This is a genomic window from Calothrix sp. FACHB-168 (assembly GCF_963889195.1).
Classification (GTDB): Bacteria; Cyanobacteriota; Cyanobacteriia; order Cyanobacteriales; family Nostocaceae; genus Aulosira; species Aulosira anomala_A.
This window is the reverse complement of sequence record NZ_CAWPNJ010000052.1, coordinates 101,343-125,986: the sequence shown is the minus strand read 5'-3', so window position 1 is coordinate 125,986 and position 24,644 is coordinate 101,343. Positions and strand designations below refer to the sequence as shown.

10 protein-coding genes and 1 pseudogene are annotated in these 24,644 nt (G+C 40.8%); 3 read left to right on the top strand and 8 right to left on the bottom strand.

The window, feature by feature from the left end; translation table 11 throughout:
* Nucleotides 1-12 precede the first annotated feature (12 nt).
* Nucleotides 13-1,065: a DUF928 domain-containing protein gene (locus tag AACW45_RS28040; protein ID WP_190629404.1), complete on the bottom strand. Its 1,053-nt coding sequence runs from the start codon at nt 1,063-1,065 to the stop codon at nt 13-15.
* A 190-nt stretch (nt 1,066-1,255) separates the two neighbouring features.
* Nucleotides 1,256-3,805 (bottom strand): CHAT domain-containing protein, encoded by a 2,550-nt coding sequence (locus tag AACW45_RS28035; RefSeq protein WP_190629402.1) that lies wholly within the window; start codon nt 3,803-3,805, stop codon nt 1,256-1,258.
* A 90-nt stretch (nt 3,806-3,895) separates the two neighbouring features.
* Here AACW45_RS28035 and AACW45_RS28030 point away from each other — a divergent pair, with 90 nt between their 5' ends.
* The 3 genes from AACW45_RS28030 to AACW45_RS28020 all read left to right on the top strand — a co-directional run bounded on the left by AACW45_RS28030 (nt 3,896) and on the right by AACW45_RS28020 (nt 7,890).
* On the top strand, nt 3,896-4,063 hold the full coding sequence (locus AACW45_RS28030; protein ID WP_339385098.1) for a hypothetical protein: 168 nt from the start codon (nt 3,896-3,898) through the stop codon (nt 4,061-4,063).
* A gap of 205 nt (nt 4,064-4,268) precedes the next feature.
* Entirely contained in the window at nt 4,269-5,495 is a 1,227-nt protein-coding gene (locus AACW45_RS28025; protein WP_190629400.1) for an ATP-binding response regulator, read from the top strand.
* Between the two features lie 427 nt (nt 5,496-5,922).
* Complete coding sequence (locus tag AACW45_RS28020; protein WP_190629398.1) at nt 5,923-7,890, top strand: GAF domain-containing sensor histidine kinase; 1,968 nt, start codon at nt 5,923-5,925, stop codon at nt 7,888-7,890.
* Between the two features lie 285 nt (nt 7,891-8,175).
* On the opposite strand, the pseudogene AACW45_RS28015 reads toward AACW45_RS28020, so the two are convergent.
* From AACW45_RS28015 to AACW45_RS27985, 6 genes and pseudogenes are all read right to left on the bottom strand, one after another.
* Nucleotides 8,176-9,036, bottom strand: a pseudogene (locus AACW45_RS28015) (filamentous hemagglutinin); the annotation flags it as partial.
* Between the two features lie 331 nt (nt 9,037-9,367).
* Nucleotides 9,368-12,280 (bottom strand): two-partner secretion domain-containing protein, encoded by a 2,913-nt coding sequence (locus AACW45_RS28005; protein WP_190629392.1) that lies wholly within the window; start codon nt 12,278-12,280, stop codon nt 9,368-9,370.
* Between the two features lie 356 nt (nt 12,281-12,636).
* Entirely contained in the window at nt 12,637-15,555 is a 2,919-nt protein-coding gene (locus AACW45_RS28000) for a two-partner secretion domain-containing protein (RefSeq protein ID WP_190629390.1), read from the bottom strand.
* A gap of 280 nt (nt 15,556-15,835) precedes the next feature.
* The gene (locus AACW45_RS27995; protein ID WP_190629388.1) at nt 15,836-18,745 is read right to left on the bottom strand and encodes a two-partner secretion domain-containing protein; all 2,910 of its coding nucleotides are present in this window, start codon (nt 18,743-18,745) and stop codon (nt 15,836-15,838) included.
* 760 nt (nt 18,746-19,505) lie between these two features.
* A complete protein-coding gene (locus tag AACW45_RS27990; RefSeq protein ID WP_190629386.1) occupies nt 19,506-21,971 on the bottom strand; it encodes a two-partner secretion domain-containing protein in 2,466 nt (821 codons plus the stop codon).
* A 178-nt stretch (nt 21,972-22,149) separates the two neighbouring features.
* Nucleotides 22,150-24,636 (bottom strand): beta strand repeat-containing protein, encoded by a 2,487-nt coding sequence (locus tag AACW45_RS27985; protein ID WP_190629384.1) that lies wholly within the window; start codon nt 24,634-24,636, stop codon nt 22,150-22,152.
* Nucleotides 24,637-24,644 lie beyond the last annotated feature (8 nt).

The window sequence follows — 24,644 nt, the reverse complement described above, 5'->3', positions numbered from 1 at the left end:
ATGCCCAATCTTTTAATTCGTCGATACTGCTATGTTTGCTGTAACAATATCTTTTAAACTAACTGAAGAAAGCAGTTCCTCCCATTGCTTGCGTAGATTCACATCGGTGGGTTGGGCACTATGTAAAGCTGCAAGGGTTTCTACACAGTCATACCAAACGCCATGATGCCCTAAAGCAGTAGCCCGCTTTAGGGCATCTTCTTGCTGCATTGCTGCTGCTAACTCGGCGCTGGGCTGAATGCGTTGAATCCAACCATCAACATAAGGTGTACTGGGGCTGAGTTGTCCATCAACTTTAATCGCTAAAAACCAATGGTAGTTTTTACCAACGGCTAAAGCTGGTGCATCAGCTGGTAATTTGACGGCGATCACTCCTGCTGTTTGGGCAACGGGAATGGTCATTTGATACTGTGTATTGCCAGCTTCATCTTTGAGGCTAAACACAGCTGCTTCTGCATTAGAAACAGGTACATACACCAAAATTGTCGGACGTTCAGACACTGTTGTGCCATAGAAGTTCTCAGGTAGGAGGGCAATTAGGGCGGCTGGGCCTGCTGCACCTACATCTGAGGGATTTAGGTAATAAGTACCAACGCGAGCCGCACCGCCTGCGGTCTGTTGGGGTGTACCTTTACCTGGAGCTGGTGTAAATAATTCACCGCGAGAAGCTCCGCCTACTGCTTGTTGGGGTGTACCTTTACCTGGAGCTGGTGTAAATAGGTTGCCGCGTGAAGCGCCCCCTACTGCTTGTTGGGGCGTACCCCTGCCTGTAGCTGGTGTAAATAGGTTGCCGCGAGAAGCGCCCCCTGTTGCTTGTTGGGGCGTACCTTTACCAGTAGCTGGTGTAAACAGGCTGCCGCGAGAAGCGCCGCCTGTGGCTTGGCTAGGTGCGCCTTTTCCCGATCTCGGTGTAAACAGGTTGCCGCGAGAAGCGCCCCCTGTGGCTTGTCTAGGAGCGCCATTATTAGTTGGTGGAGTAAATTTTACAGCATAGGCACTGTTCCATGTACTACTAGCCAGTAGAGCGATAACGCTCAATGTACTAGCTACATATCGACGTTTCATGAGCTTGCACCTCAGGTGAGAGTAAGTAATACTAAGTATTTTGATCGCGACTGTGGGAAGAAGTTTGCAGATATCTCTAGATAAAAAGCCAAAAGAGTAAATACCTACTAGAAATATACAATGAATCCGTATTTTAACATGTAAAATAACATGCAAATTCTACCAAATTAAATTCAGTAATTTTACGTAATTAGAGCCAATTACCTACTAAAACAAAGGCAGACCAAAAGAAAGGATCGCGGAAATCCGTTTGGCGAATTAGATTAATTTGGGCTTGCCTTAAGGCTTCTGCTTTAGTGATTTTAGGCTGTCGCAATTGGTCATAGAAGCGCGTCATCAGCATTTCTGCGGCTTTATCTTTGACTGGCCAGAGAGTGGCGAGGGTGGAACGAGCGCCTGATTTGACAGCTAAACCTGCTAGTCCGAGAACGGCGCGATCGTCGCCAGTGGCGGTATCGCAGGCACTGAGTACAAGCAATTCAATGGCTTTTGATGCATCGTTACCTCGATTTTTCAGGAGTTCGGACAATTCTTTAATATTGACTTCCCCATCCCAAGTCAGTAAAAAGGTATCTTCTAGACGAGAGCTAAACTGTCCGTGGGTGGCGAGGTGAACAACATCAGCACGACTAAATTTGACCCGTTCGGCTAAGGCTTGACTGGTAAATTGTTGGTTGAGCAATAGGGAAGATGGTACAGCTTGGGAAATTTGTTTGACTTCTGATTCCACAGCAGGTAATGCACTAAAACCATGACGGGATTGACTGATACCACCAACGATCGCATCGATACGATTTTGCTGGAGCGATCGCGCCGCCATTAATTGCATTCCTGGAGAAAGAGCAACTGCATATTTCTCAATCAAATATTGCTGACCGTCATACAAGGCGGCTACCGGGATATTCCGTAAGCGTCCATCTAAAACAAATACCAGGGTTTTACTATCTTTAAAGGCTTGATCCGTTTCTGCCGGACGAATTAACCAATCATAAATTTCTTGGGAAAGGCGATCGCGTTCTTTCGCATCGGAAACGGGATTAAAGCTAGCTAACAAATTACCTAGAGTCTGTTCAATTTCGGTTTGCGATTTTGATGTGACGTAATAACGCAGAGGTTGTCCGGTTTTGGAGAGAATTACCGCTAGGCGATCAGGTAAGATAATTGGGTAAATTACAGTGGCTTGGGGATCTACTTGGTCAATTTGCTGCGCTCGATCTAAACACGCTTCCCGGAAAAAATTATCGAGTTCGGCAACTTGCAAGGCTTCAATTAAATCCCGCGCTTGCATCAGCGATGCTTGGGTGGGTTGATTATCTAGCAGTAAAGCGACTAATTCCCGGTACACAGGCTCCACACTTTCGCGAAAAGAGAATTGGATATCGGGGTTGACTGCAACCAAATCCCGGCGAATTGATTTTAAAGCTTTGACTGCTTCACTATAGGCAGTAATGGCTTTGGGGCGATCGCCTTGTTGTTTATATAGTTGTCCCACCTGCCAAGCAGATTGGGCAATAATATCCTCAGCTTGGAGTTGACGGGCAATGTTGAGGGATTTCTGCGTTAATTCCTGTGCTTGTGAGAATTGTTTTGTTCGACTATAGAGTTTTCCCCACTGATGCAATGCATAAGCTTCTGCTTGAGTATCTTGAATTTGCTGGGCAGACTTAACTGTGACTGCCATCAGTTGTGCTAAATCTTTTAACGGTACAATTTGCTGTGGATTTGACAAGCGATTTAAGCTAGCAACAAAATTAATCGCTGTGTAGAGAGATGTATGACTGGGAGGTAATTCTCCTAGCTGTTGGAGTATCTGCGGTGCTAGGGGAGTAGCCAGTTCTGGCTTGTCGTAGTCTAGGAAAAGTTTAAACTGGGCTAATTGTGCTTGTAAGCGATCGCTGGGATTGACAGCTAACTGTTGGGCTTGTTCAAAATAATCGAATGCCTTCTGCGGATCTTGCAAGTCAATGGTAGTTTTGCCGAGATTTAGCAATATGGAACTCAACTGTGGCGTGATTTGAATTTTCTGGGCGATCGCTAAACTTTGCTCTAACACCTGTTGACTTTTGCCAGATTCACCAATCATTTGCAATGCCAAACCGAGCGATCGCAAGCCATTTACTTTCACTTCCGAATCTGGTGTCGCTTGTAGCTTCTGTGTTAGCGTCTCTAGTTGCTGTTTAGAACGCCGATAAAATCCCAAAGTTTGCAAGGCTTGAGCTTGGTTGATTTGACTCCCCAAGCTGCCCATTTTATCCCCTGCTTGCTCATAATATTTTTGTGCTTGTTGCCAAGTTTCTAGGGCGATTTCGGCTTTACCATTGTGCAATTGCAAATTTGCTTGGGTATTGAGTACCTGTGCCCACAAAATCGCATCAGCCGCAGGTTTAGCTGTTTGCAAGAGTTTGAGGCTTTGCTCAATTGATTGGCTGGCTGCTTCCCATTGATTTAGTTCTTGCTGTGCCAAGGAAAGATAACTTAAACTCAGGGCTTCATTGATGCGATCGCTTTGAGTTTGATACTGTTTTGCGGCTGTTTGCCAAGCCTTGATAGCTTCAGTGAATTGTCCCCCATTGTAAAACTTGCGTCCCTCCTCTAGCAAGTTAGTTGCAACAGTCGTAGATAAAATCGGGGTTGTCACTGGTACAGATGCCACTACTGGTGTGATATTACCTACTAAACATAAGCCAAACATACTCAAATACGGATACAGCCAAAAACCTTTTTTTATTGATATTGCCATGAATAATCACCCAGATTTATATAACTTAATTAATCACTATTCATCACACAAGTGTTGTAGAATACATCCTAAGTTATATTGCCCAGCTGAGTGTGTAATCTATCAGTTTGTCAGCGATCGCCTAAAATTAACATGCACTCTCATTTAGCGACTGCCAGAACAGAAATTATCGGCGTTGCACAAAAGTGGAATGAATTGAAGCCAGAAGCAAGGAAGCAGAAGATGCAGGGGGAGCATTTTATTCAGCAATGCCCTTGAAAATAGGGGCGCTTAGGCTAGGGGGAGAAGAATTTTCATCCTTGATTGTGAGATTTTTTCGTGATTGATTTGCTGGGACTTTGGACTCTTGACCGCAGATAGCCTGAACGCGAATATATTTGATATGGGGGCATAAAAGCTTAACTTGCTGTTATGGTGCAAAGCAGAATAAAACAGGAAATCATAATTTACACAGGCATTCACAATGCTAGAAGACGGTTTCAGTTTAGCAAAACATATTCTTTTAGTTGATGATAATCCCAATAACCTCAAGTTGTTATCGGAAATCATTCAGGGATGCGGCTGGAAAACACTAATGGCGACAGATGGAGAATCAGCTATTGAACAAGCAGAATATGCCCATCCCTATTTAATTCTTCTCGATGTGATGATGCCAGGAATTGATGGCTTTGAAACTTGTCGCAGGCTAAAAACCAATCCGAACACTAAAAAAATTCCCATCATCTTTATGACTGCCTTAACTGATACTAGTACTAAAATACGTGCCTTAGAGTTAGGCGCAGTTGATTACATTAGCAAACCCTTTCAAGAACAGGAAGTATTAGCAAGAGTCAAAACTCATGTTTCTTTGTATACGCTACAACTGGATTTGGAAAAACTTGTTCAAGAACGGACTGCAGAATTAGTTAAAGCCAAAGAAAATGCAGAAATTGCCAATCAAGCAAAAAGCAATTTTCTCTCAATGATGAGTCACGAGTTGCGTACTCCTCTCAATGCTATCTTGGGTATGACGGAAGGGTTAAGTGACGAAATATTTGGTACTATTAATAGTCGGCAAAAATCAGCGCTATCAACAATAGACAGTAGCGGACAACATCTATTATCTTTAATCGACAATATTTTAGATGTATCCAGAATTGAGACTGATACAATAGATCTGCATATCTCATCATTTACCGTTGAGGAACTCTGTAGTGATGTTCTGCCGATAATTAGTCAACAAGCTGCACATAAAAATATACAATTAATTACGGAAATTCAACCTAATTTACCGAAAATTACCCTCGATAGACGACGCATATCTCAATCAATTATCAATTTATTAAGTAATGCAGTCAAATTTACTGCTAATGGTGGTAGAGTAAATTTAAAAATTTCTGCTGTTTCTACATTATACCCAATCAACTATGAATCAAATTTTCAGCAGATTGCAACTACACAAAATCATCAAGATTGGTGGAGAATATCTGTAAGTGATAGTGGCATTGGTATAGCCCCGCAAGACATCAATAAAATTTTTCAACCTTTTATACAATTAGATAACGGTTTAAATCGCCAATATGAAGGCACAGGTTTAGGGCTAGTTTTAGTAAAAAAAATAGTCGAACAATATGGTGGCAATATTTTAGTTAATAGTGAAGTCGGTAAAGGTAGTTGTTTTACTCTTGAATTACCCCTAGTCAGCGAATAAGTATTTTTGAGAAGTATCCAATTCAATTATTAGTCATAATCTCAATAGGATAAATTAATATTTGTTGAAAATTAGCCTAAAAATTTATCAAAATCATGACTTTATCCCAATTGTCTAAAATTCAGCAACATATTCAAAGTCAGATATCCAGATACAGTCTTAATTTTGAATTTTGAATCTTGAATTGGTATTAGTCCTATCGTTAATAAATCTACGAACAATTTTACTAGGCTTCATTCCTAGCTGCTATATAACTACGTAAGTAAATTTTCCCAAGTAAATTGAATTAGTATATTTAGGTAAATATTTACTTAATAACTTTATTTTAAATCAACAAATATTTTATTATTTTCAATTTTAAAAGAAATATATTGATGTATACTTCTTTTTAAGTAAAAACAAAACCCAAAATTGAAAAATTTTATTTATGAACTTGAATTTACAGACATTTAACCCGGAAAATCATTCAAATAATTATCGGCCAATCAATTTCAGCTATCAAGCTGCAGTGAATGCATTAGGACAAAAAGCACTATCAGGAATTGACTTGTTGTCTTTGTTCCAAGATACAGTGACTTTAGTATCGCAAATACTCAATATCCAATACAGTAGAATTTGGCAAGTAATGTCAGATAGCAATTCTTTGCGTAAAGTAGCTAGTGTTGGGGAAGATTCTGTCACATCAGAATCGGTTGAAATTAATGTCAGCACAAATCAGCAAGTACAAAAATTATTAGATAATACTCAACCAGTTATTAACTTAAAAACATCCTATGCTCAGATAGATGATTTAAATATTCCCGCTCCACCAAATAGTATTGCTGGGTTGAGCGTACTCATTCCTGGAGCAAGTAAACCCTTAGGTTTTTTAGAAGTATATGCTACTCAAGAAAAGGATTTTTCTCCAGAAGATATTCATTTTTTACAGTCTGTCACCCATGTGTTAGCAACAGCAATTGAACGCAAGTTTTCTGAAGCATTAGTATATACCCAAAGCCAAGTTTTAGAACAAGTTGCCTTTGGAGTTAACTTATATGAAATTTTTAATAACTTGTGTATTTTACTAGAGCAGCAATTACCTGGAGCTTATTGTTCAATTTTAGTTGTAGATAAAGAAAATCGATGCCTGCGGGGAGGAGCAGCACCGACTCTACCACAAGATTTTGCTAAAGGTGTTGATGGTTTGATGATTGGTGAATGTGCTGGTTCTTGTGGAACTGCAGCTTATAGAGGAAATCCAGTATTTGTGAATGACATTGCTAACGATCCTTTATGGGCTGATTTTCGAGATTTTGCTTTGAGTTACAATATTAGAGCCTGTTGGTCATCACCTTTTACATCACAAACTGGTGAGGTTTTAGGAACATTTGCGATATCTCATAAATTTCCCTGCAATCCGACAGTTCATCATCTAGAAATTCTCAAAACAGCTACTCATATTGCTAGTATTGCTACAGAAACTGCTAGAGCCGCAGCAGCTTTGCAAAATGCTAATAATGAATTAGAGAAAAAAGTTGAAGAACGCACGGCTGAATTACAAAAGACTTTACTTGACTTAAAAAAAGCTCAAGCTCAACTAGTGCATAGTGAAAAAATGTCCAGCCTTGGACAAATGGTTGCAGGAGTTGCGCATGAAATCAACAATCCTATTAGTTTTATTGCGGGTAATCTTGAATATGCGAATCAATATATTGAAGATTTATTAGATTTAATTGCAGTTTATCAACAGCAATATCCGCAAATCAATCCCACCATCGCTGCCAAAATCAAAGCTATTGACTTGGATTATTTATGTAAAGATCTACCTAAATTAATGACATCAATGAAAGTAGGTAGCGAACGGATTACAGAGATTGTATTAGGCTTGAGAAACTTCTCAAGATTAGATGAAGCAACCATGAAGTCTGTAGATATTCATGAAGGCATAGATAATACATTAATGATTCTCAATCATCAGTTAAAAATGCCAAATAATTTACCTGATATTCAGATAATTAAGCAATATGTGAATTTACCGAAAGTTGGTTGTTATGTCAATCAATTGAATCAGGTATTTATGAATATTATTAATAATGCAATTTACGCCTTGAAGGATAAGCAAGAATATTGGCAATCTGCTACTCATCCGCCAACTATTCACATTAAAACTTCAGTTTTAGAAGACAGTAAAGTTGTAGTTAGTATCAAAGATAATGGATCTGGGATGAATTCAGACACTCTCAAACATATATTCGATCCATTCTTTACTACTAAACCAGTTGGTCAAGGTACTGGCTTAGGATTATCTATCAGTTATCAAATTATTGTCGAAAAGCATCAAGGACAACTCAATTGTATTTCTACATTAGGAGAGGGAACTGAATTTCTGATTGAGATTCCGCTTCAGATTTCCTGAGGGGATAGCATAATTCAGGTAAGGCATTAAGTAAAAATAAGTAGTGCGAGCATCTTGCTCGCGCGGGCAAGACTTCGGCGTGAGCGCTCAGTCGAACGCTGCCCACACTACAAATATTAAATTGTTCAACTTATTTTTACACGACTCCCAAATGAGGTACGCGCTTTGGGGCATGGCAGTGCCAGTGCCCCTACAATCAACGATAATCTGTACCTCACCAACTGGCAATCTGCTGTAAATACTTGGGTGCAAGATATAAGGTATGGTGTTACCTCTATCTGGCGCTTATTTTTGGGCAATTCCTGCACAGGTTAATGGATACTGGACAGCAGGAGATTGATTTGCTACTAGCTCAATTTTTCCTTTGCTGTTACGATGCCAGGAAGTAGCTTGGATAATTACCTCTCTTGATGGGGGTATTTGTCCTGTGATTTCCCCACTTTTCCTGAATGCAGAGATATTGCGGATATCAAACCAAGTGCGATCGCTCCTCAATTCTTGTGTAGGATTATTTGGTAAGCCACCCCTACCGGTAGCTACAAAACTGCTACCAGACATCTCAGAACAACCAGTAGCAATTTGCTGTGATGAATCAGTGATATTAACGGGCAATTGTACTAAACCAGAGTTAGGATCGACACCAAAATTATTAATATCTACTGTCCCGTTCACACCAAATTGAGAACTAGCAGTGATATCGTTTTCGCTTGTTAGTTCTTGACGATACTTTAGTCCAAAAATCCCTTGGGTAGCGATTTGAATATTACCCCCATTACCTGTGACTGCATTGGCAACAATATCGCTGTTTTCCCAACCCAAAATTACTGGTGAATTAATAGTGATGTTACCTCCATTACCAACACCACCAGCATTAGTCACAATGGAACTACCGCGCCGCATGAGCAAATTATTTGTCTGCACAAAAATATTACCGCCTTCACCCTGCTTAGTAGCCGCAGTTAAGCTACCACCATTATCTATTCGGATGGAATTGGCATTAATTTCTAGTTTTCCTGCATCACCAATACCTTGATGATCGACACCAACAATGGCTCCGTCTTTAATTTGTAATTGAGAAGTATTGACGGTAAGCTTACCTGTATTCCCTGCGATTATATCTGGTAATCCAAATAATTGGCGTAGCTGTTGCTCAAGAGAATAATTCCTAATGGTAGTAGGATAGAAACTGGTAAAATGCGATTTGCTAAACCCCTAGTAGAAAACACCATTTGCATCACTATATATTTCCTTTTATATCAAAATATATTGTTCCCTTAATGTGCTGGTTTTGAACAAAAGCATTAAGCGCTTTGGGGCATGGCAGTGCCAATGCCCCTACAATCAACGATTATCTGTACTTCACCAACTTGCAATTTGCTGTCAGTAGAGGTATGCGTAAATGGGAATTGGTGAATCAATTTTGGATGTGGGAGTAGACCTTAAATTATATTTATTGACTTAAATTTTAGTTAAAAAATTATCTAGAAAGGACAGCACAAGTTAATGCTTGTTGTCCAATTTCTGAAGATTTAGCTGCCACTAATTCAATTTTACCTTGGGCGTTACGATGCCAAGATGTAGCTTGGATGAGAACTTTTGGTGATTGGGGGATTTGGGTTTTAATTTCCTCGCTGTTCCTGAATATCGAGATATTGCGGATATCAGCCCAAGTGCGATCGCTCCTGATTTCTTGTATAGGATTATTTGGTAAGCCTCCCCTACCTGTAGCTACAAAACTGCTACCACTCATCTGAGAACAACCAGTAGCAATTTGCTGTGATGAATCGGTAACATTCGCGGGCAATTTTACTAAACCAGAGTTAGGATCAACACCAAAATTATGAATATCTACAGTACCGTTGACGCCAAATTGCGAACTAGCAGTAATATCACTTTCGTTTGTCAGTTGGGGGCTATATTTTAACCCGAATATACCTTGAGTGGTAATGTTAATGTTACCGCCATTACCATTAACAGCATTGGCAATAATATCGCTATTTTCGGCAGCGACAATCAAAGGAGAAGAGATATTAATGTTTCCACCATTGCCTATACCACCTGCTTCGGCATTAATTTTACTGCCATGACGGCTCAAAAGACTATTGGCGATCGCTAAACTGATATCACCACCTTTTCCTGATGCAGTAGTAGCAATAATATTGCCATTATCTAAAAATACGCGATCGGCTTGAATATTTAACTGTCCGGCGTTACCTGTTCCTTCATAGGTGACACTCACCCTACCACCATCACGAACCGTTAGCTGCTGGGTATTGATGTTTAACACACCTATGTTACCTGTGGGTGCATCTGGTAAATTATAAAATTGGCGGGCGCTCTCTAGTGGGATGGGTGCGCCGGTAGCAATTGCTGAAGTGTGGATATTCTTACCTTCTACCAGAATGTCATTGGCTTGGATTGTCAAAGCTCCAGTATCGCCAGTACCACCAGTAACGTTACCAACAGCACCAGCATCAAGTACCCGCAATTGATTAGTTTGGAGGGTGACATCACCAGCTTTACCATTGCCATAAGTTAAGCTTCCTAAAAGAGTGGAAGCCTTTGTAAAAGGATTGATACCACTGATAGTTAAATTTTCTCCAACATTTACACTGATATTGCCAGCATTTCCTAAATTATTAGATTGACTCGGATCGCCAAAACTGCCAATTACAGATACAGAACTTGTTGCCAAAGAGGCTCCGGCTTGCATTGACAGCATAGGTGTAGTTAGCGACACATTGCCACTATTCCCAGAGCCAGTAGTAGAAGTACCAATAAAACTGAGTTGTGCAGGTGAAACTGGCGATGCACCTACTATATTAATACTTTGTTCTGCAACTACCGTAACATCTCCGCTATTGCCAAAACCGGTTCCTGGTATTCCTGCTAAACGACTAGCAAAGGTAAAAATCCCTCCGCCATCGATGAGATTTAATATTCCTGTAGACACTTTGACATTGCCACTATTGCCAATACCAAATGTGTAAGTACTTATACCACTAGAAAGCAAACTGATAGGGTTAACCCCATTGGCGTCAATCTGCTCGGCAATATCAACAGTAACATTTCCACTTTGCCCAGTAGCTCCAGGAAAAACAATTGTTCCGATTAAACCACTATCTTCGAGAGTGAGTTTGCGAGCAACTACACTGACATCTCCGCCATTTCCCGATGCGAAAGTTTGACTAGCAATGCGGCTATTGCTGCTACCAGATGGAGCTAAGGGCGATTTCAGCGCCACGGCACCCTTAGCAGTAATGGTATCTGCTATTACTTGCACTTGACCTGCTGCCCCTGCACCCAGGCTAAGGGTTTCAATCGCTGCGCCATCTTGTAAAGTTATATCCCCAGCTTGAATATTCACGCTGCCGCCGTTGCCTGTAGCCCCTGGCGCTACTTGATTGACAATCCAAGCACTGGGAGCAAAAGCATAGGGATTTACGCCACCCAAAGAAAGCGATCGCTCTGCATTTACCGTAATATTACTACCCTGTCCTGTGCCTGCTGTTGCTGCGGCTATTTGCGATTGCTCGAGGCGAATATCTCTGCCTACTACTTGAATACCGCCAAAGGGATTGCCCACAGGATAGGGATTCCAAAGTGAAGAACGCTCTGTAAATTGAATATCGCCAAAATCTGTGACTTGGTTATAACCTAACTGCCATCCTGTGAGTGTGGGTGTTAAATTCACTGTCCCACTTTTGACAGCACCTATTTCGATTCGACCGAAAGGTGCAGTTATCACACCACCTGTAAATTTGATGTCTCCCCCTACTAAAGCAATGGTTTTTCCTGGATTTGCCACTATCCCCAAGTTATTTGTCGGGACAATGCCATCATTACCTTTACCTTGGATCTCAATAGCAGCTGAACTACCCATCTGCAACCCAATGGGTACACTGATAGTTAATAATGGTGTTGTTGCAGAATTTACTGCACTAAATTCACTACCATCGCTAAACTTAATACTATTAGCAGTTGTCCCAACAAATGAGCCGCTAATATTCAAGACTGCATCTTTACCAAAAACAATTCCTGCTGGGTTAATGAGCAATAAATTTACAGAATTATTGCCATTGATTGTCCTAATTAATCCATTTATTTCCGAAATCTTTCCCCCAGTAACTCGACTAAATATGTTGGTAATATTGGGTGTATTGACTAAATCAAAGATTGCTGAACCAGCACTAGGAACTGAGAAGTTACTGAAACTATGAAATAAATTATTACCTTTTTCTATGCCATTAATAATAGTGAAATTATTACCATTTGAGTTGACAATAGTGTTGATTGTACCATCAGAAATCACCTGAGACATTGCAGGTAATACCATCCCCGCAGTCAATAATCCTGTGGTGAATGCTGCGAGAAATTTAATTGCCCTCATGTCTTGAATACTCCCTTGATATGACACAATTTAGATTTCCCAAAATCGGAGAAATCCTAACAATGTCAAAGCATTTATTTGGCTTTTATATTACGCTATGAATAGCGTTTATACGAGTTAATATTTGTTTTAAAATAACATGATATTTATATATAATTCACTCAATTGTGCATGGAGTATTCATACCAATTCACGAAATTACTGATACAAATCACTTCCTCTGCTTCCTCTGCCCCTCTGCTTGCCTATGTGTATCATTTTTAAAGTGAAGCGGTATCAGATGCCAAACCAAGTGCGTAGACGCTCCGCATCTTGTCGCTAGACATCGCTGATTATATTTTCTTTCTCCAAGCAAATTAACTCTTGGGAATCGCCGCACAGGTTAATGCTGATTGCACTGGAGTCGAAGATTTCGCTGCGACTAGCTCAATTTTGCCTTGGGCGTTACGATGCCAAGATGTAGCTTGGATGAGAACTTTTGGCGATTGGGAGATTTGGGTTATGACTTCCTCACTGTTCCTGAATATCGAGATATTGCGGATATCAGCCCAAGTGCGATCGCTCCTCATTTCTTGCATCGGATTTTGCGGTATTCCACCCTTTCCTGTTGCCACAAAACTACTGGCACTATTACCAGTACAACCCGTAGCAATTTGTTGGGATGAATCAGCGATATTTAAGGGTAGTTCAATTAAACCAGAATTCGGGTCAACACCAAAATTTTGAATATCTACTGTACCATTTACACCAAATTGCGAACTAGCAGTAATATCACTTTCGTTTGTCAGTTGGCTGCTATATTTTAAGCCAAATATACCTTGGGTACTAATTTGAATATTACCGCCATTACCGTCAAAGGCATTAGCAATGATATCGCTGTTTTCTAAACCGATAATTACTGGTGTATTGATAGTGATATTGCCACCATTACCACTGCTGCGGGCTTCGGTGCTAATTTTACTTCCATGACGAATTACCAGAGCATCTGTTAGAAATAAGCTGGTATTACCACCTTTTCCTGATGCAGTGGTAGCATTAATATTCCCACGTTCCAAAAATATACTATTGGCTGTGATATTTAATTGTCCAGCGTTACCTGTACCTTCATGGGTAACACTAATACTACCACCATCGCGAACCGTTAGCTGTTGAGTATTGATGTTCAACACACCTGTGTTGCCTGTCGGCACATCTGGTAGATTATAAAATCTTCGGGTGGTTTCATTAAATATGGGTGCGCTAGCACCAATCACCGAGGGACGGTTATTCTTACCTTCTACCAGAATGTTATTTGCCTGAATGGTTAAATTTCCAGCATCACCAGTAGCAGCAGTACCGTTAGCAATTGCTCCACCATTTTGAACGAACAATTGATTAGTTTGCAGCTTGACATCCCCAGTTTTGCCATTGCCATAGTTACCGCTTCCTAAGAAACTAGTAGCTAATGTAAACTTATTGATGCCAGTGACTGTTAAACGCTCTGCAACATTCACGGTGATATTGCCACTATTTCCCAAATTATTGGACTGCTTGGGATCGCCAAAGTTGCCAATCACAGGCACAGTGGTGGTTGCTAAACCTGCTCCGGCTTGCAGTGAAAGAATAGGCGTTATAACTGACACATCGCCGCCATTGCCAGAGCCAGTTGTAGAACTACCAAGAAAGGTAAGTTGAGTAGGTACAACTGGTGATGTACCTACCAAATTAATACCTTGCCGTGCTATTACTGAAACATCGCCTGCATTGCCAATCCCTGTACCTGGTATTCCTTTCAAGCGAACAACAAAGGTAACAATTGCTCCCCCTTCTGTGAGATTTAATTTCTCTGTGTTGATGTTGATATGACCACTATTACCAATGCCAAATGTATATGCAGCAATGCCACTGAAGGTTAAACTAATGGGACTGACCCCAGTAGCATAAATCTCATCAGCGACATCAACAGAAATATCTCCCCCTTTTCCGGTAGCTCCAGGAAAAACAATTGTTCCGATTAAACCACTATCTTCGAGAGTGAGTTTGCGAGCAACTACACTGACATCTCCTCCATTACCTGATGCGAAAGTTTGGCTAGCAATGCGGCTACTGCTGCTACCAGATGGAGCTAAGGGCGATTTTAGCGCCACAGCACCCTTAGCTGTAATGGTATCTGCGATTACATTGACTTGGCCTGCGGCTCCTGCACCCAAACTCAGGGTTTCAATGGCTGCACCATCCTGCAAAGTCAATTGTCCCGCTTGAATATTCACACTTCCACCGTTTCCTGTGGCTCCTTGCGCTACCTGATTGACAATCCAAGCACTGGGAGCAAAAGCATAGGGATTTACGCCACCCAAAGAGAGCGATCGCTCTGCATTTACAGTAATATTACTACCATGCCCTGTGCCTGCTGTTGCTGCTGCTATTTGCGATTGGTCGAGGCGAATATCTCTGCCTACTACTTGAATACCCCCAAAGGGATTGCCCACAGGATAGGGATTCCAAAGTGAAGAACGCTCTGTAAATTGAATATTGCCAAAATCTGCAACTTGGTTATAACCTAACTGCCATCCAATAGGTGTGGTGATTAAATTTACTGTCCCACTGTTGACGGCACCTATTTCTATTCGACCAAAAGGTGCAGTTATTACACCACCTGTAAATTTGATATCGCCACCCACTAAGGCAATTGTCTTTCCAGGACTGGCGACTATCCCCAAGTTATTCGTCGGGACAATGCCATCATTACCTTTACCCTGTACCTGAATTGAACTGGCTGCACTACCCATCTGCAAACCAATGGGTACACTGATAGTTAATAATGGTGTTGTTGAAGAATTTACGGCACTAAATTCGCTGCCATCGCTAAACTTAAGACTATTAGCAGTAGTCCCGACAAATGAGCCACTAATATTCAATATGGCATCTTTACCAAAAATAATTCCTGCTGGGTTAATGAGCAATAAATTTACAGAATTATTGCCATTAATTGTCCTAATTAATCCATTAATTTCGGAGATGTTTCCGCCAGTTACCCGACTAAAGATATTGGTAATATTGGGTGTATTTACTAAATCGAAAATTGCTGAACCACCTGTAGGGACTGAGAAGTTACTGAAACTATGAAATAAATTATTACCTTTTTCTATGCCATTAATAATAGTGAAATTATTACCATTTGAGTTGACAACAGTGTTGGTTGTACCATCAGAACTCACCTGAGACATTGCAGGTAATACCATCCCCGCAGTCAATAATCCTGTGGTGAATGCTGCGAGAAATTTAATTGCCCTCATGTCTTGAATACTCCCTTGATGTGACACAATTTAGATTTCCCAAAATCGGATAAATCTTAACAATCAACAATCTCAAAGGATTTATTTAGCTTTTAATTACGCTTTGAATAGCATTAATACGTATTAATACTTGTTGGAAACTGAGACAATATTTATACCAATTTAAATAATATTTGCGACACATCAAAATATTCTAGAGGGCATGGCAGTGCCAGTGCCCCTACAATCTGTCGCATTCTTTTTTTCAATTGGTATTATCTGCAATTAACTCAAACACAAATTAATTCTTGGGAATCGCCGCACAGGTTAATGGTTGTTGCATTTGAGTAGAAGATTTAGCTGCTACTAGCTCAATTTTACCTTGGGCGTTACGATGCCAAGAAGTAGCTTGGATAAGAACTGCTGGGGATGTAGGTATTTGAGTAATTACCTCAGCCGTTTTTCTATATGCAGAGATATTGCGGATATCAGCCCAAGTGCGATCGCTCCTCACTTCCTGCATCGGATTTTCTGGTATTCCACCTCTGCCAGTGGCGACAAAACTACTAGTATTTGTCTGAGAACAACCTGTAGCAATTTGCTGTGATGAGTCAGTAATATTCGCAGGTAATTGCACTAAACCAGAGTTGGGGTCAATACCAAAATTATTAATATCTACAGTACCGTTAATACCAAATTGCGAACTAGCAGTAATATCACTTTCATTTGTCAGTTGGGGGCTATATTTTAAGCCAAAAATACCTTGAGTGGTAATGTTAATGTTACCGCCATTACCATTAACAGCATTGGCAATAATATCGCTATTTTCGGCAGCGACAATCACAGGAGAAGAAATGTTGATGTTTCCACCATTGCCTATACCACCTGCTTCGGCATTAATTTTACTGCCATGACGGCTCAAGAGTGTATTTTTTACTGCTAGATTAATGTTGCCACCTTTTCCTGATGCCGTGGTAGCACTGATTTCTCCAGCATTTAAAGAGATTTGATTGGCTTGGATATTTAACTCTCCTGCATTGCCAATGCCTTGATGAGTGACGCTAATAATACCTCTATTGCGAAGAGTTAGCCGATCGGTATCGATGTTCAAAACACCTGTGTTGCCTGTGGGAGAATTTGGGAGACCATACAATTGGCGTTGACTTTCATTCATAATACGGGCGTTAGCTACAATCCCACCAGCTAAATTATTTTTACTATCTATCAGAATGTCATGTGCCTGGATAGTTAAAGTTCCTGCATTACCGACTCCAAAAGTTGTGTTGCCAATTAACCCGCCATCAAGCACAAGTAATTGATTCGTTTGGATTGTTACATCCCCAGTATTGCTATTTCCACCAGTGAAACTGCCTAAGAGGGTGCTGTCACCAGTAAAAGGATTAATTCCACTGACGATTAAGCGATCGCTTATATTTAAAGTGATGTTGCCATTGTTCCCTAGATTATTGCCTTGGTTGGGATCTCCCATACTACCAAGCATAGGTAAGGCAGTAGCTCCCAAAGAAGCGCCGTCTTGCATCGATAGGATCGGTGTTGTGATGGACAAATTGCCTGTAGTACCAGAGCCAGTAGTCACACTGCCAATCAAGCTGCTCTGGATGGGGGAAATTGGTGATGTTCCGACTAGATTAATACTTTTTCGTGCTACTACCTCCATATCTCCAGCATTACCAATACCTGTGCCTGCTAAACCTGGCAAGCGAGAAGTAAAAGTTATAATTAGTCCGCCATCGATCAGATTAAATGTCCCTGAAGAAACGCTGATATTGCCACTATTACGAATCCCATATGTATAAGCAGCAATACCACTTTGATGAAAAGGAGCAAGCCCGGTAACATAAATCTCATCTGCGACCTGAACAGAAATATCTCCCCCTTTTCCGGTTGCTCCGGGAAAGACAGCTGTTTCCACTGCTGCACCATCTGCAAGAATCAGTTTGCGAGCGATCGCGCTGACATTTCCTCCATCTCCCGATGCATAAGTTTCACTAGCAATGCGACTATTGCTATTACTAAATAGAAGTAACGGAGATGTTACGGCAACCGTACCACTAGCAGTAATGGTATCTGCTATTACTTGGACTTTGCCAGCCGATCCCGCACCCAGGCTGAGGGTTTCAATGGCTGCACCATCTTGTAAAGTTATATCCCCAGCTTGAATATTCACGCCTCCACCATTTCCTGTGGCTCCTTGCGCTACCTGATTGACAATCCAAGCACTGGGAGCAAAAGCATTAGGATTTACCCCACCCAAAGAAAGCGATCGCTCTGCATTTACCGTAATATTACTACCATGCCCTGTGCCTGCTGTTGCTGCTGCTATTTGCGATTGGTCGAGGCGAATATCTCTGCCTACTACTTGAATACCCCCAAAGGGATTGCCCACAGGATAGGGATTCCAAAGTGAAGAACGCTCTGTAAATTGAATATTGCCAAAATCTGTAACTTGGCTATAACCTAACTGCCATCCCATAGGTGAGGGTATTAGATTCACTGTCCCACTGGTGACTGCACCTATTTCTATTCGACCGAAAGGTGCAGTTATCACACCACCTGTAAATTTTATATCGCCACCAACTAAAGCAATGGTTTTTCCGGGGCTGGCAACTATTCCTAAGTTATTAGTCGGTACAATGCCATCATTGCCTTTACCTTGCATCTCAATAGCAGCTGAACTACCCATCTGTAAACCAATGGGTACACTAATAGTTAATAATGCTGATGTTGTGGGATTTATAGCACTAAATTCGCTGCTATCGCTAAACTTAATACTATTAGCCGTAGTCCCGATAAATGAACCGCTAATATTCAATACTGCATCTTTACCAAAGACAATTCCTGCTGGGTTCATTAAAAACAAATTTACGGAATTATTGCTATTAATTGTGCTAATTAATCCATTAATTTCGGAGATGTTCCCCCCAGTTACCCGACTAAAGATGTTGGTAATATTTGGTGTATTGACTAAATCAAAAGTTGCTGAACCAGCACTAGGAACTGAGAAGTTACTGAAACTATGAAATAAATTATTACCTTTTTCTATGCCATTAATAATAGTGAAATTATTATTATCTGACTTGACAACAGTGTTGGTTGTACCATCAGAAATCACCTGAGACATTGCAGGTAATACCATCCCCGCAGTCAATAATCCTGTGGTGAATGCTGCGAGAAATTTAATTGCCCTCATGTCTTGAATACTCCCTTGATGTGACACAATTTAGATTTCCCAAAATCGGATAAATCCTAACGACATCAAAAGATTTTTTTAGCTTTTAATTGTGTTTTAAAGAGTATTAATACAAGATGCGATCTATGATAGTTTATTTGGGGTAATCGCTGCACAAGTTACAGCAGTTTTCACCTATTTGAACCACATCTATCGTAGCAGGGCTGTTTCATTCGTAATGGTATGTATTTTGTCAATATGATTGGCGATAAATATCAAGGCAAAAGTCATAAATCGATGACCATTTTGATACCTAATATTGAATGCCTTGCTTATTTTTCATCTCCTGAAGCCTTGCATTTTCAAGCCTTTTAGGGAATGAATCAGCCCTGCATCTATCGTAGGGGCACGACACCGACAATCTTTTGGTACATACAATAATTTTGGGAGCATCCCAAATGTGCAAAAACGCCCTCACCCTATAAGGGTGGGGCTAGAAATACGAAGCCTGCCTTGGCAGGCTATCAAACTTTTAGGGACTTACAAAAAATAAATTACCCATATTCCGTAGTGCGAGCATCTTGCTCGCTGATGTTCCAAAGCGAGCAAGATGCTCGCACTACAAATTTATTGGGTATTTAAAAAATTGTATGTCCCTTAGCCTGCGAAGGCAGGCTTTGTTGGTATAGCAATACCCTTCTAGGGTATTGCGTCAAAATTGGGATGCTCCCATAATTTTACTGATGCCGTGCCCCTACAGCGTGGTCTTGACTCTTATATATTATCTGGGAACCGCAGCACAGGTTAATGTTGGTTGCATTTGAACAGAAGATTTATCTGCAACTAACTCAATTTTCCCTTGGGCATTACGTCGCCAAGCAGTGGCTTGGACAAGAACCTCTGGCGATTGGGGGATTTGTGCTTGTACTGGCGCTGTTTTCCAAAATGCAGAGATATCGCGGGTATCAGTCCAAGTGCGATCGCTCCTCACTTCTTGCATTGGATTTTGTGGTACACCACCCTTTCCCGTGGCGACAAAACTACTACCACTAGTATCTGCACATCCTGTAGCAATTTGCTGTGACGGGTCAGTAATATTTGCAGGTAGTTCTACTAAACCAGAATTGGGGTCAACACCAACATGATTGATTTGTACTGTACCGTTAACACCAAATTGAGAACTGGCTGTAATGTCATTTTCTGGAGTCAGTTGGGGGCGAAACTTTAGTCCAAAGATACCTTGTGTTGTAATTTGAATATTACCACCGCGACCTGTGACCGCGTTAGCCATAATGTCACTGTTGTTAAATCCGACAATAACTGGGGAATTAATCATAATATTGCCGCCATCTCCTGAACCTAAAGCAGTTCCGATAATCAAACTCTGATCTCGAAGAATCAGGGCGTTTGTGTGGATATTCATATCACCACCTTGTCCTGAAGCTGTAAAACTCGCTAAAAAGCCCTTATTTAAGTCCACCATTTCCGCATTGATGTTCAGTGCGCCTGCATTCCCAATCCCATAGTTACCAGTATTAATTCTGGCTTCATCGCTAATTTTGAGGATAGGAGTATTGACAGTTACCTGTCCCGAAGAACCTCTAGGAATTTCGCTCAAATTTAATAATTTGGTGTAATAATCAGCGCTCAAAAAGCTAACAGTTGAGGAAATATTACTACCATAGGTAATACTTGGCGATCGACCACTTAGATTAATCGATTCCGTCGCATTAACAGTCAAATCACCGGCATTACCTACCCCAAGACTCGCAGTTGTGACACTACCACTGTCCTTGATTGTGAGTGTGCGAGTATTTAATGTCAGTTTCCCAGCATTACCACCATGACCAATAGTCGTATTAGCAATGACGCTAGCAATACTTATGGGAGTTGCGCCAATGACATTCACGCTATCGGCATCAATTGTAACTGCACCACTCGTACCCAGCCCAAAGGTTGTAGAACCGAGATAAGCACCGTCGAACACAGATAAATTTTGTGTTGTGACATTCACATCACCAGCTTTTCCGGTAGAGGATGTGAGTGTTCCGATTGCTGCGTAGGCTGAAGGGTCGGTAGAAATGTAACCATTGACATTTAAATTAGAGGTTGTGATGTTGATATAACCACTATCGGCAGATTTATAATTACGGTTACCAACTACCGCACCGTTGTTAACGCTTAAATTTGGTGTAACAACGCTAATATTACCACTCATACCACTGCTGACAGTTTCGTTGATTATACTGGTACGGATTTTCAAGTCAGTAGTCGCACCAGACAATTTCAGACCATCAGAGGTGAAAACATTAATATCTCCAGCTTTTTGGACTCCTCGGTTTTGCACCCATAATACAGAGCCATCTGTGAGGCTAACAGTGCGACCTTGTACTTGAATAGAACCCGCATTTATACCATTGACATTCACTAGCGATCGCTCTGTAAGATTAATATCACCAAATCTAGAAATGTTTTGATAATCCAGGTTAAATCCTTGATTGACTCTATTGAGTTGAACTTCACCTTCAGCTACACCACCAAGTTCAACTCGTCCCTCAGGAGCGAGTAAAATCCCACCATTCAGGTCAATAGAAGAACCCAAAAGTGCTAATGTCTGTCCCGATCTCACTGCTAAATTACTCTCCAATACTGTAGGAACATAGGGTGTAATCAGTGGATTTTGAGAGGTGAGATGATGTCCAGTTCCTTGTAAGGCAATTTTTCCTGAGTTTTGACCAAACTGCAAGCCTATCGGTACACTCATCGTTAATAATGGCTTCTCAGTTAAATTCACAGCACTAAATTCTGTACCATCTGCAAATTTAAGACTATTCGCCGTTGTCCCTATAAATGAGCCGCTAATATTCAACTTGGCATTTGTCCCAAATAAAATACCATTGGGATTCATTAAAAATAAACTAACTGGGTTATTGCCATGAACTGTGCTAATTAACCCATCAATACTAGAAATAGTATTACCTGTAACTCGACTAAATATGTTTGTAATATTTGGTGTATTCACTAAATCAAAAGTTGCTGAACCACCCGTAGGTATTGAGAAATTATTAAAGCTATGAAATAAGTTATTCCCTTGTTCAATTCCGTTAATAATCTGAAAATTATTACCATTAGAGTTAACAATTGTGTTAGTGCTGGCATCAGATGAAATCTGAGACATTGCAGGTAATACCATCCCCGCAGTCAGTAATCCTGTGGTGAATGCTGCGAGAAACTTAATTGCCCTCATGTCTTAAATACTCCTTTGATCTGACACAATTTAGATTTCCCGAAATCGGATAAATCCTAACAGTAAACAATATCAAAGGATTTATTTAGCTTTTAATTACGCTTTAAATAGTATTAATACGGTTTAATACTTGTTTAAAACTAAGACAATATTTATCTGCAATTAACTCCAACACAAATTAAGTCTTGGGAATCGCCGCACAGGTTAATGGTTGTTGTCCGGGAGTGGGAGATTTAGCTGCTACTAGCTCAATTTTGCCTTGGGTGTTACGATGCCAGGAATTAGCTTGGATGAGAACTGCTGGGGATGTAGGTATTTGAGTAATTACCTCAGCCGTTTTTCTATATGCAGAGATGTCGCGCATATCAGACCAAGTGCGATCGCTCCTCACTTCCTGGGTCGGATTTTGCGGTACACCACCCCTTCCGATAGCGACAAAACTACTACCACTAGTATCTGCACATCCTGCGGCTATTTGTTGGGATGGATCGCTGACATTTGCTGGTAGTTCCACTAAGGCAGAATTGGGATCGACACCAATATTATGAACGTTAACTGTACCATTCACCCCAAATTGCGAACTGGCGCTGATATCATTTTCTGGTGTTAGTTGCGAACGATATTCTAAACCGAAAATACCCTGAGTATTAATATTAATATTGCCACCTTTGCCTTGAACGGCATTAGCAACGATATCGCTGTTTTCCCACCCAAAAATAATCGGTGAATTAATAGTAATATTTCCCCCGTTACCATTACCTTGTGCCGTGGAGGTAATTTGGCTTTGATCGCGCATTAACAGCAAATCTCTGACTTGCAAGCTGATATCACCACCATTACCTGATTCTGTTTGCGCTTGAATTAAAGCTTGATTTTTCAATTGGATCTGATCGCTAATAATTTGCAGATTTCCTGCATTTCCAGTACCTTGACTAGTAACTGTTACTGTTCCCCCATCTGTGAGAGTGAGTTTGGGTGTAGTAATACTCACATTACCTGCATTTGCTGTGAGTATATCTGGCAAACCAAAGAATTGACGTATTTGCGGACTGTAACGCAAAACAAAAGAGCCAATATTACTGTTATTACTACTACCACGACCACTAATGGCGATCGCCTCACTAGCATTGATTTGGACATTGCCACCATTACCTACAAATAATGCAGATGAACCAATTACTCCACCATTTAATATCTGCAATTTCTCAGTATCTAATCTTAAATCTTTGGCATTTCCATCTGAAAATGTAGTAATACCAATGTTGCTAGACAGTCCAAAAGGATTTTCACCCATAACGGTAGTATTGTGATTGCGAATCATTACCTGACCAGTGGAGCCACTACCAAATGTCACCGATGATATAGAGGCTCCCCCAGAGAGTAATAAATTATTCCCATTAACCACGATATCTCCAGCCGCTCCTTTTCCATGCGTGCTAGTGCTAATAACTGTAACTCCAATGGGATTCAGGGGTGAAAAATCTGATACCTCCATATCTGCTGCTTGAATCTGGATGTTACCACCCTTAGCAGTTCCAAAACTGAGAGTACTGATTGCGGAACCTTCTTGGAGTGTCAAGCGGGGAGTAATAATACTGATATTTGCACTGTCTCCCGTTCCCAAAGCTTCTCCACGAATCCAACTACGAACTTTAGCATCGGGTGTGGTACCAATAATTGCGATCGCATCTGATGCTTGTAAGTTAATATTTCCACTGGGAAGAACGCCGTAATTCTGCGATAAAATCAACGAACCATCAGTAAAGTCTATATTTCTTCCTTGGAGTTGAACTGAACCGGAGTTAAACCCACTCACATCTAATAGTGACTTTTGCGCCAGTTGAATATCTGCAAAACTTTGTCCCTGCTCGTACTCTAATTTATAACCCTGAGTAATCGGTACTAAACTAACTAATCCTGCACCTCCCAAACTTCCTAATTCTATTTGACCTGTTTGGGCACTCAGCGTTGCACCATCCAAACTGATATTTCCACCCACCAATGCTAAGGTTTTTCCTGACTGTACTTGTAATTTTGTGGAGCTAGGATTGCGAATTACAGGCGAAAAACTACTGAGAGTATCTAGGTTATGTCCTGTACCTTGGACTTGTATCGATGCGGGATTCTGTCCCATCTGCAAACCAATAGGTACAGTCATTGTTAATAATGGTTTAGCGCCAGGATTTACAGCACTAAATTCAACTCCATCAGCAAATTTGATGCTATTAGCAGTAGTCCCAACAAATGAGCCGCTAATATTTAAACTGGCATTTTGACCAAATACAATTCCATTGGGGTTGATTAAAAACAAACTAACTGGATGATGATTGTTGAGAGTTTTAATTAATCCATCAATATTAGAAATACTCCCACCTGTAACCCGACTGAATATATTAGTAATATTTGGCGTATTGACTAAATTAAAAGTTGCTGAACCATCTGTAGGGACTGAGAAATTACTGAAACTATGAAATAAATTATTACCTTTAGCAGTACCATCAGTAATTGTAAAATGATTGCCTGAAGGGGTGACAATGGTGTTGGTGGTAGCGTCAGATGTTACCTGAGCGTTGGCGCAGCCACTCCAAAGGAGTATCGCACTTTTGCAAATTGCCGCATTACATAACCCAATTATCAGTGTAGATACACAAGCGATCGCTCTCATGCCTAAAA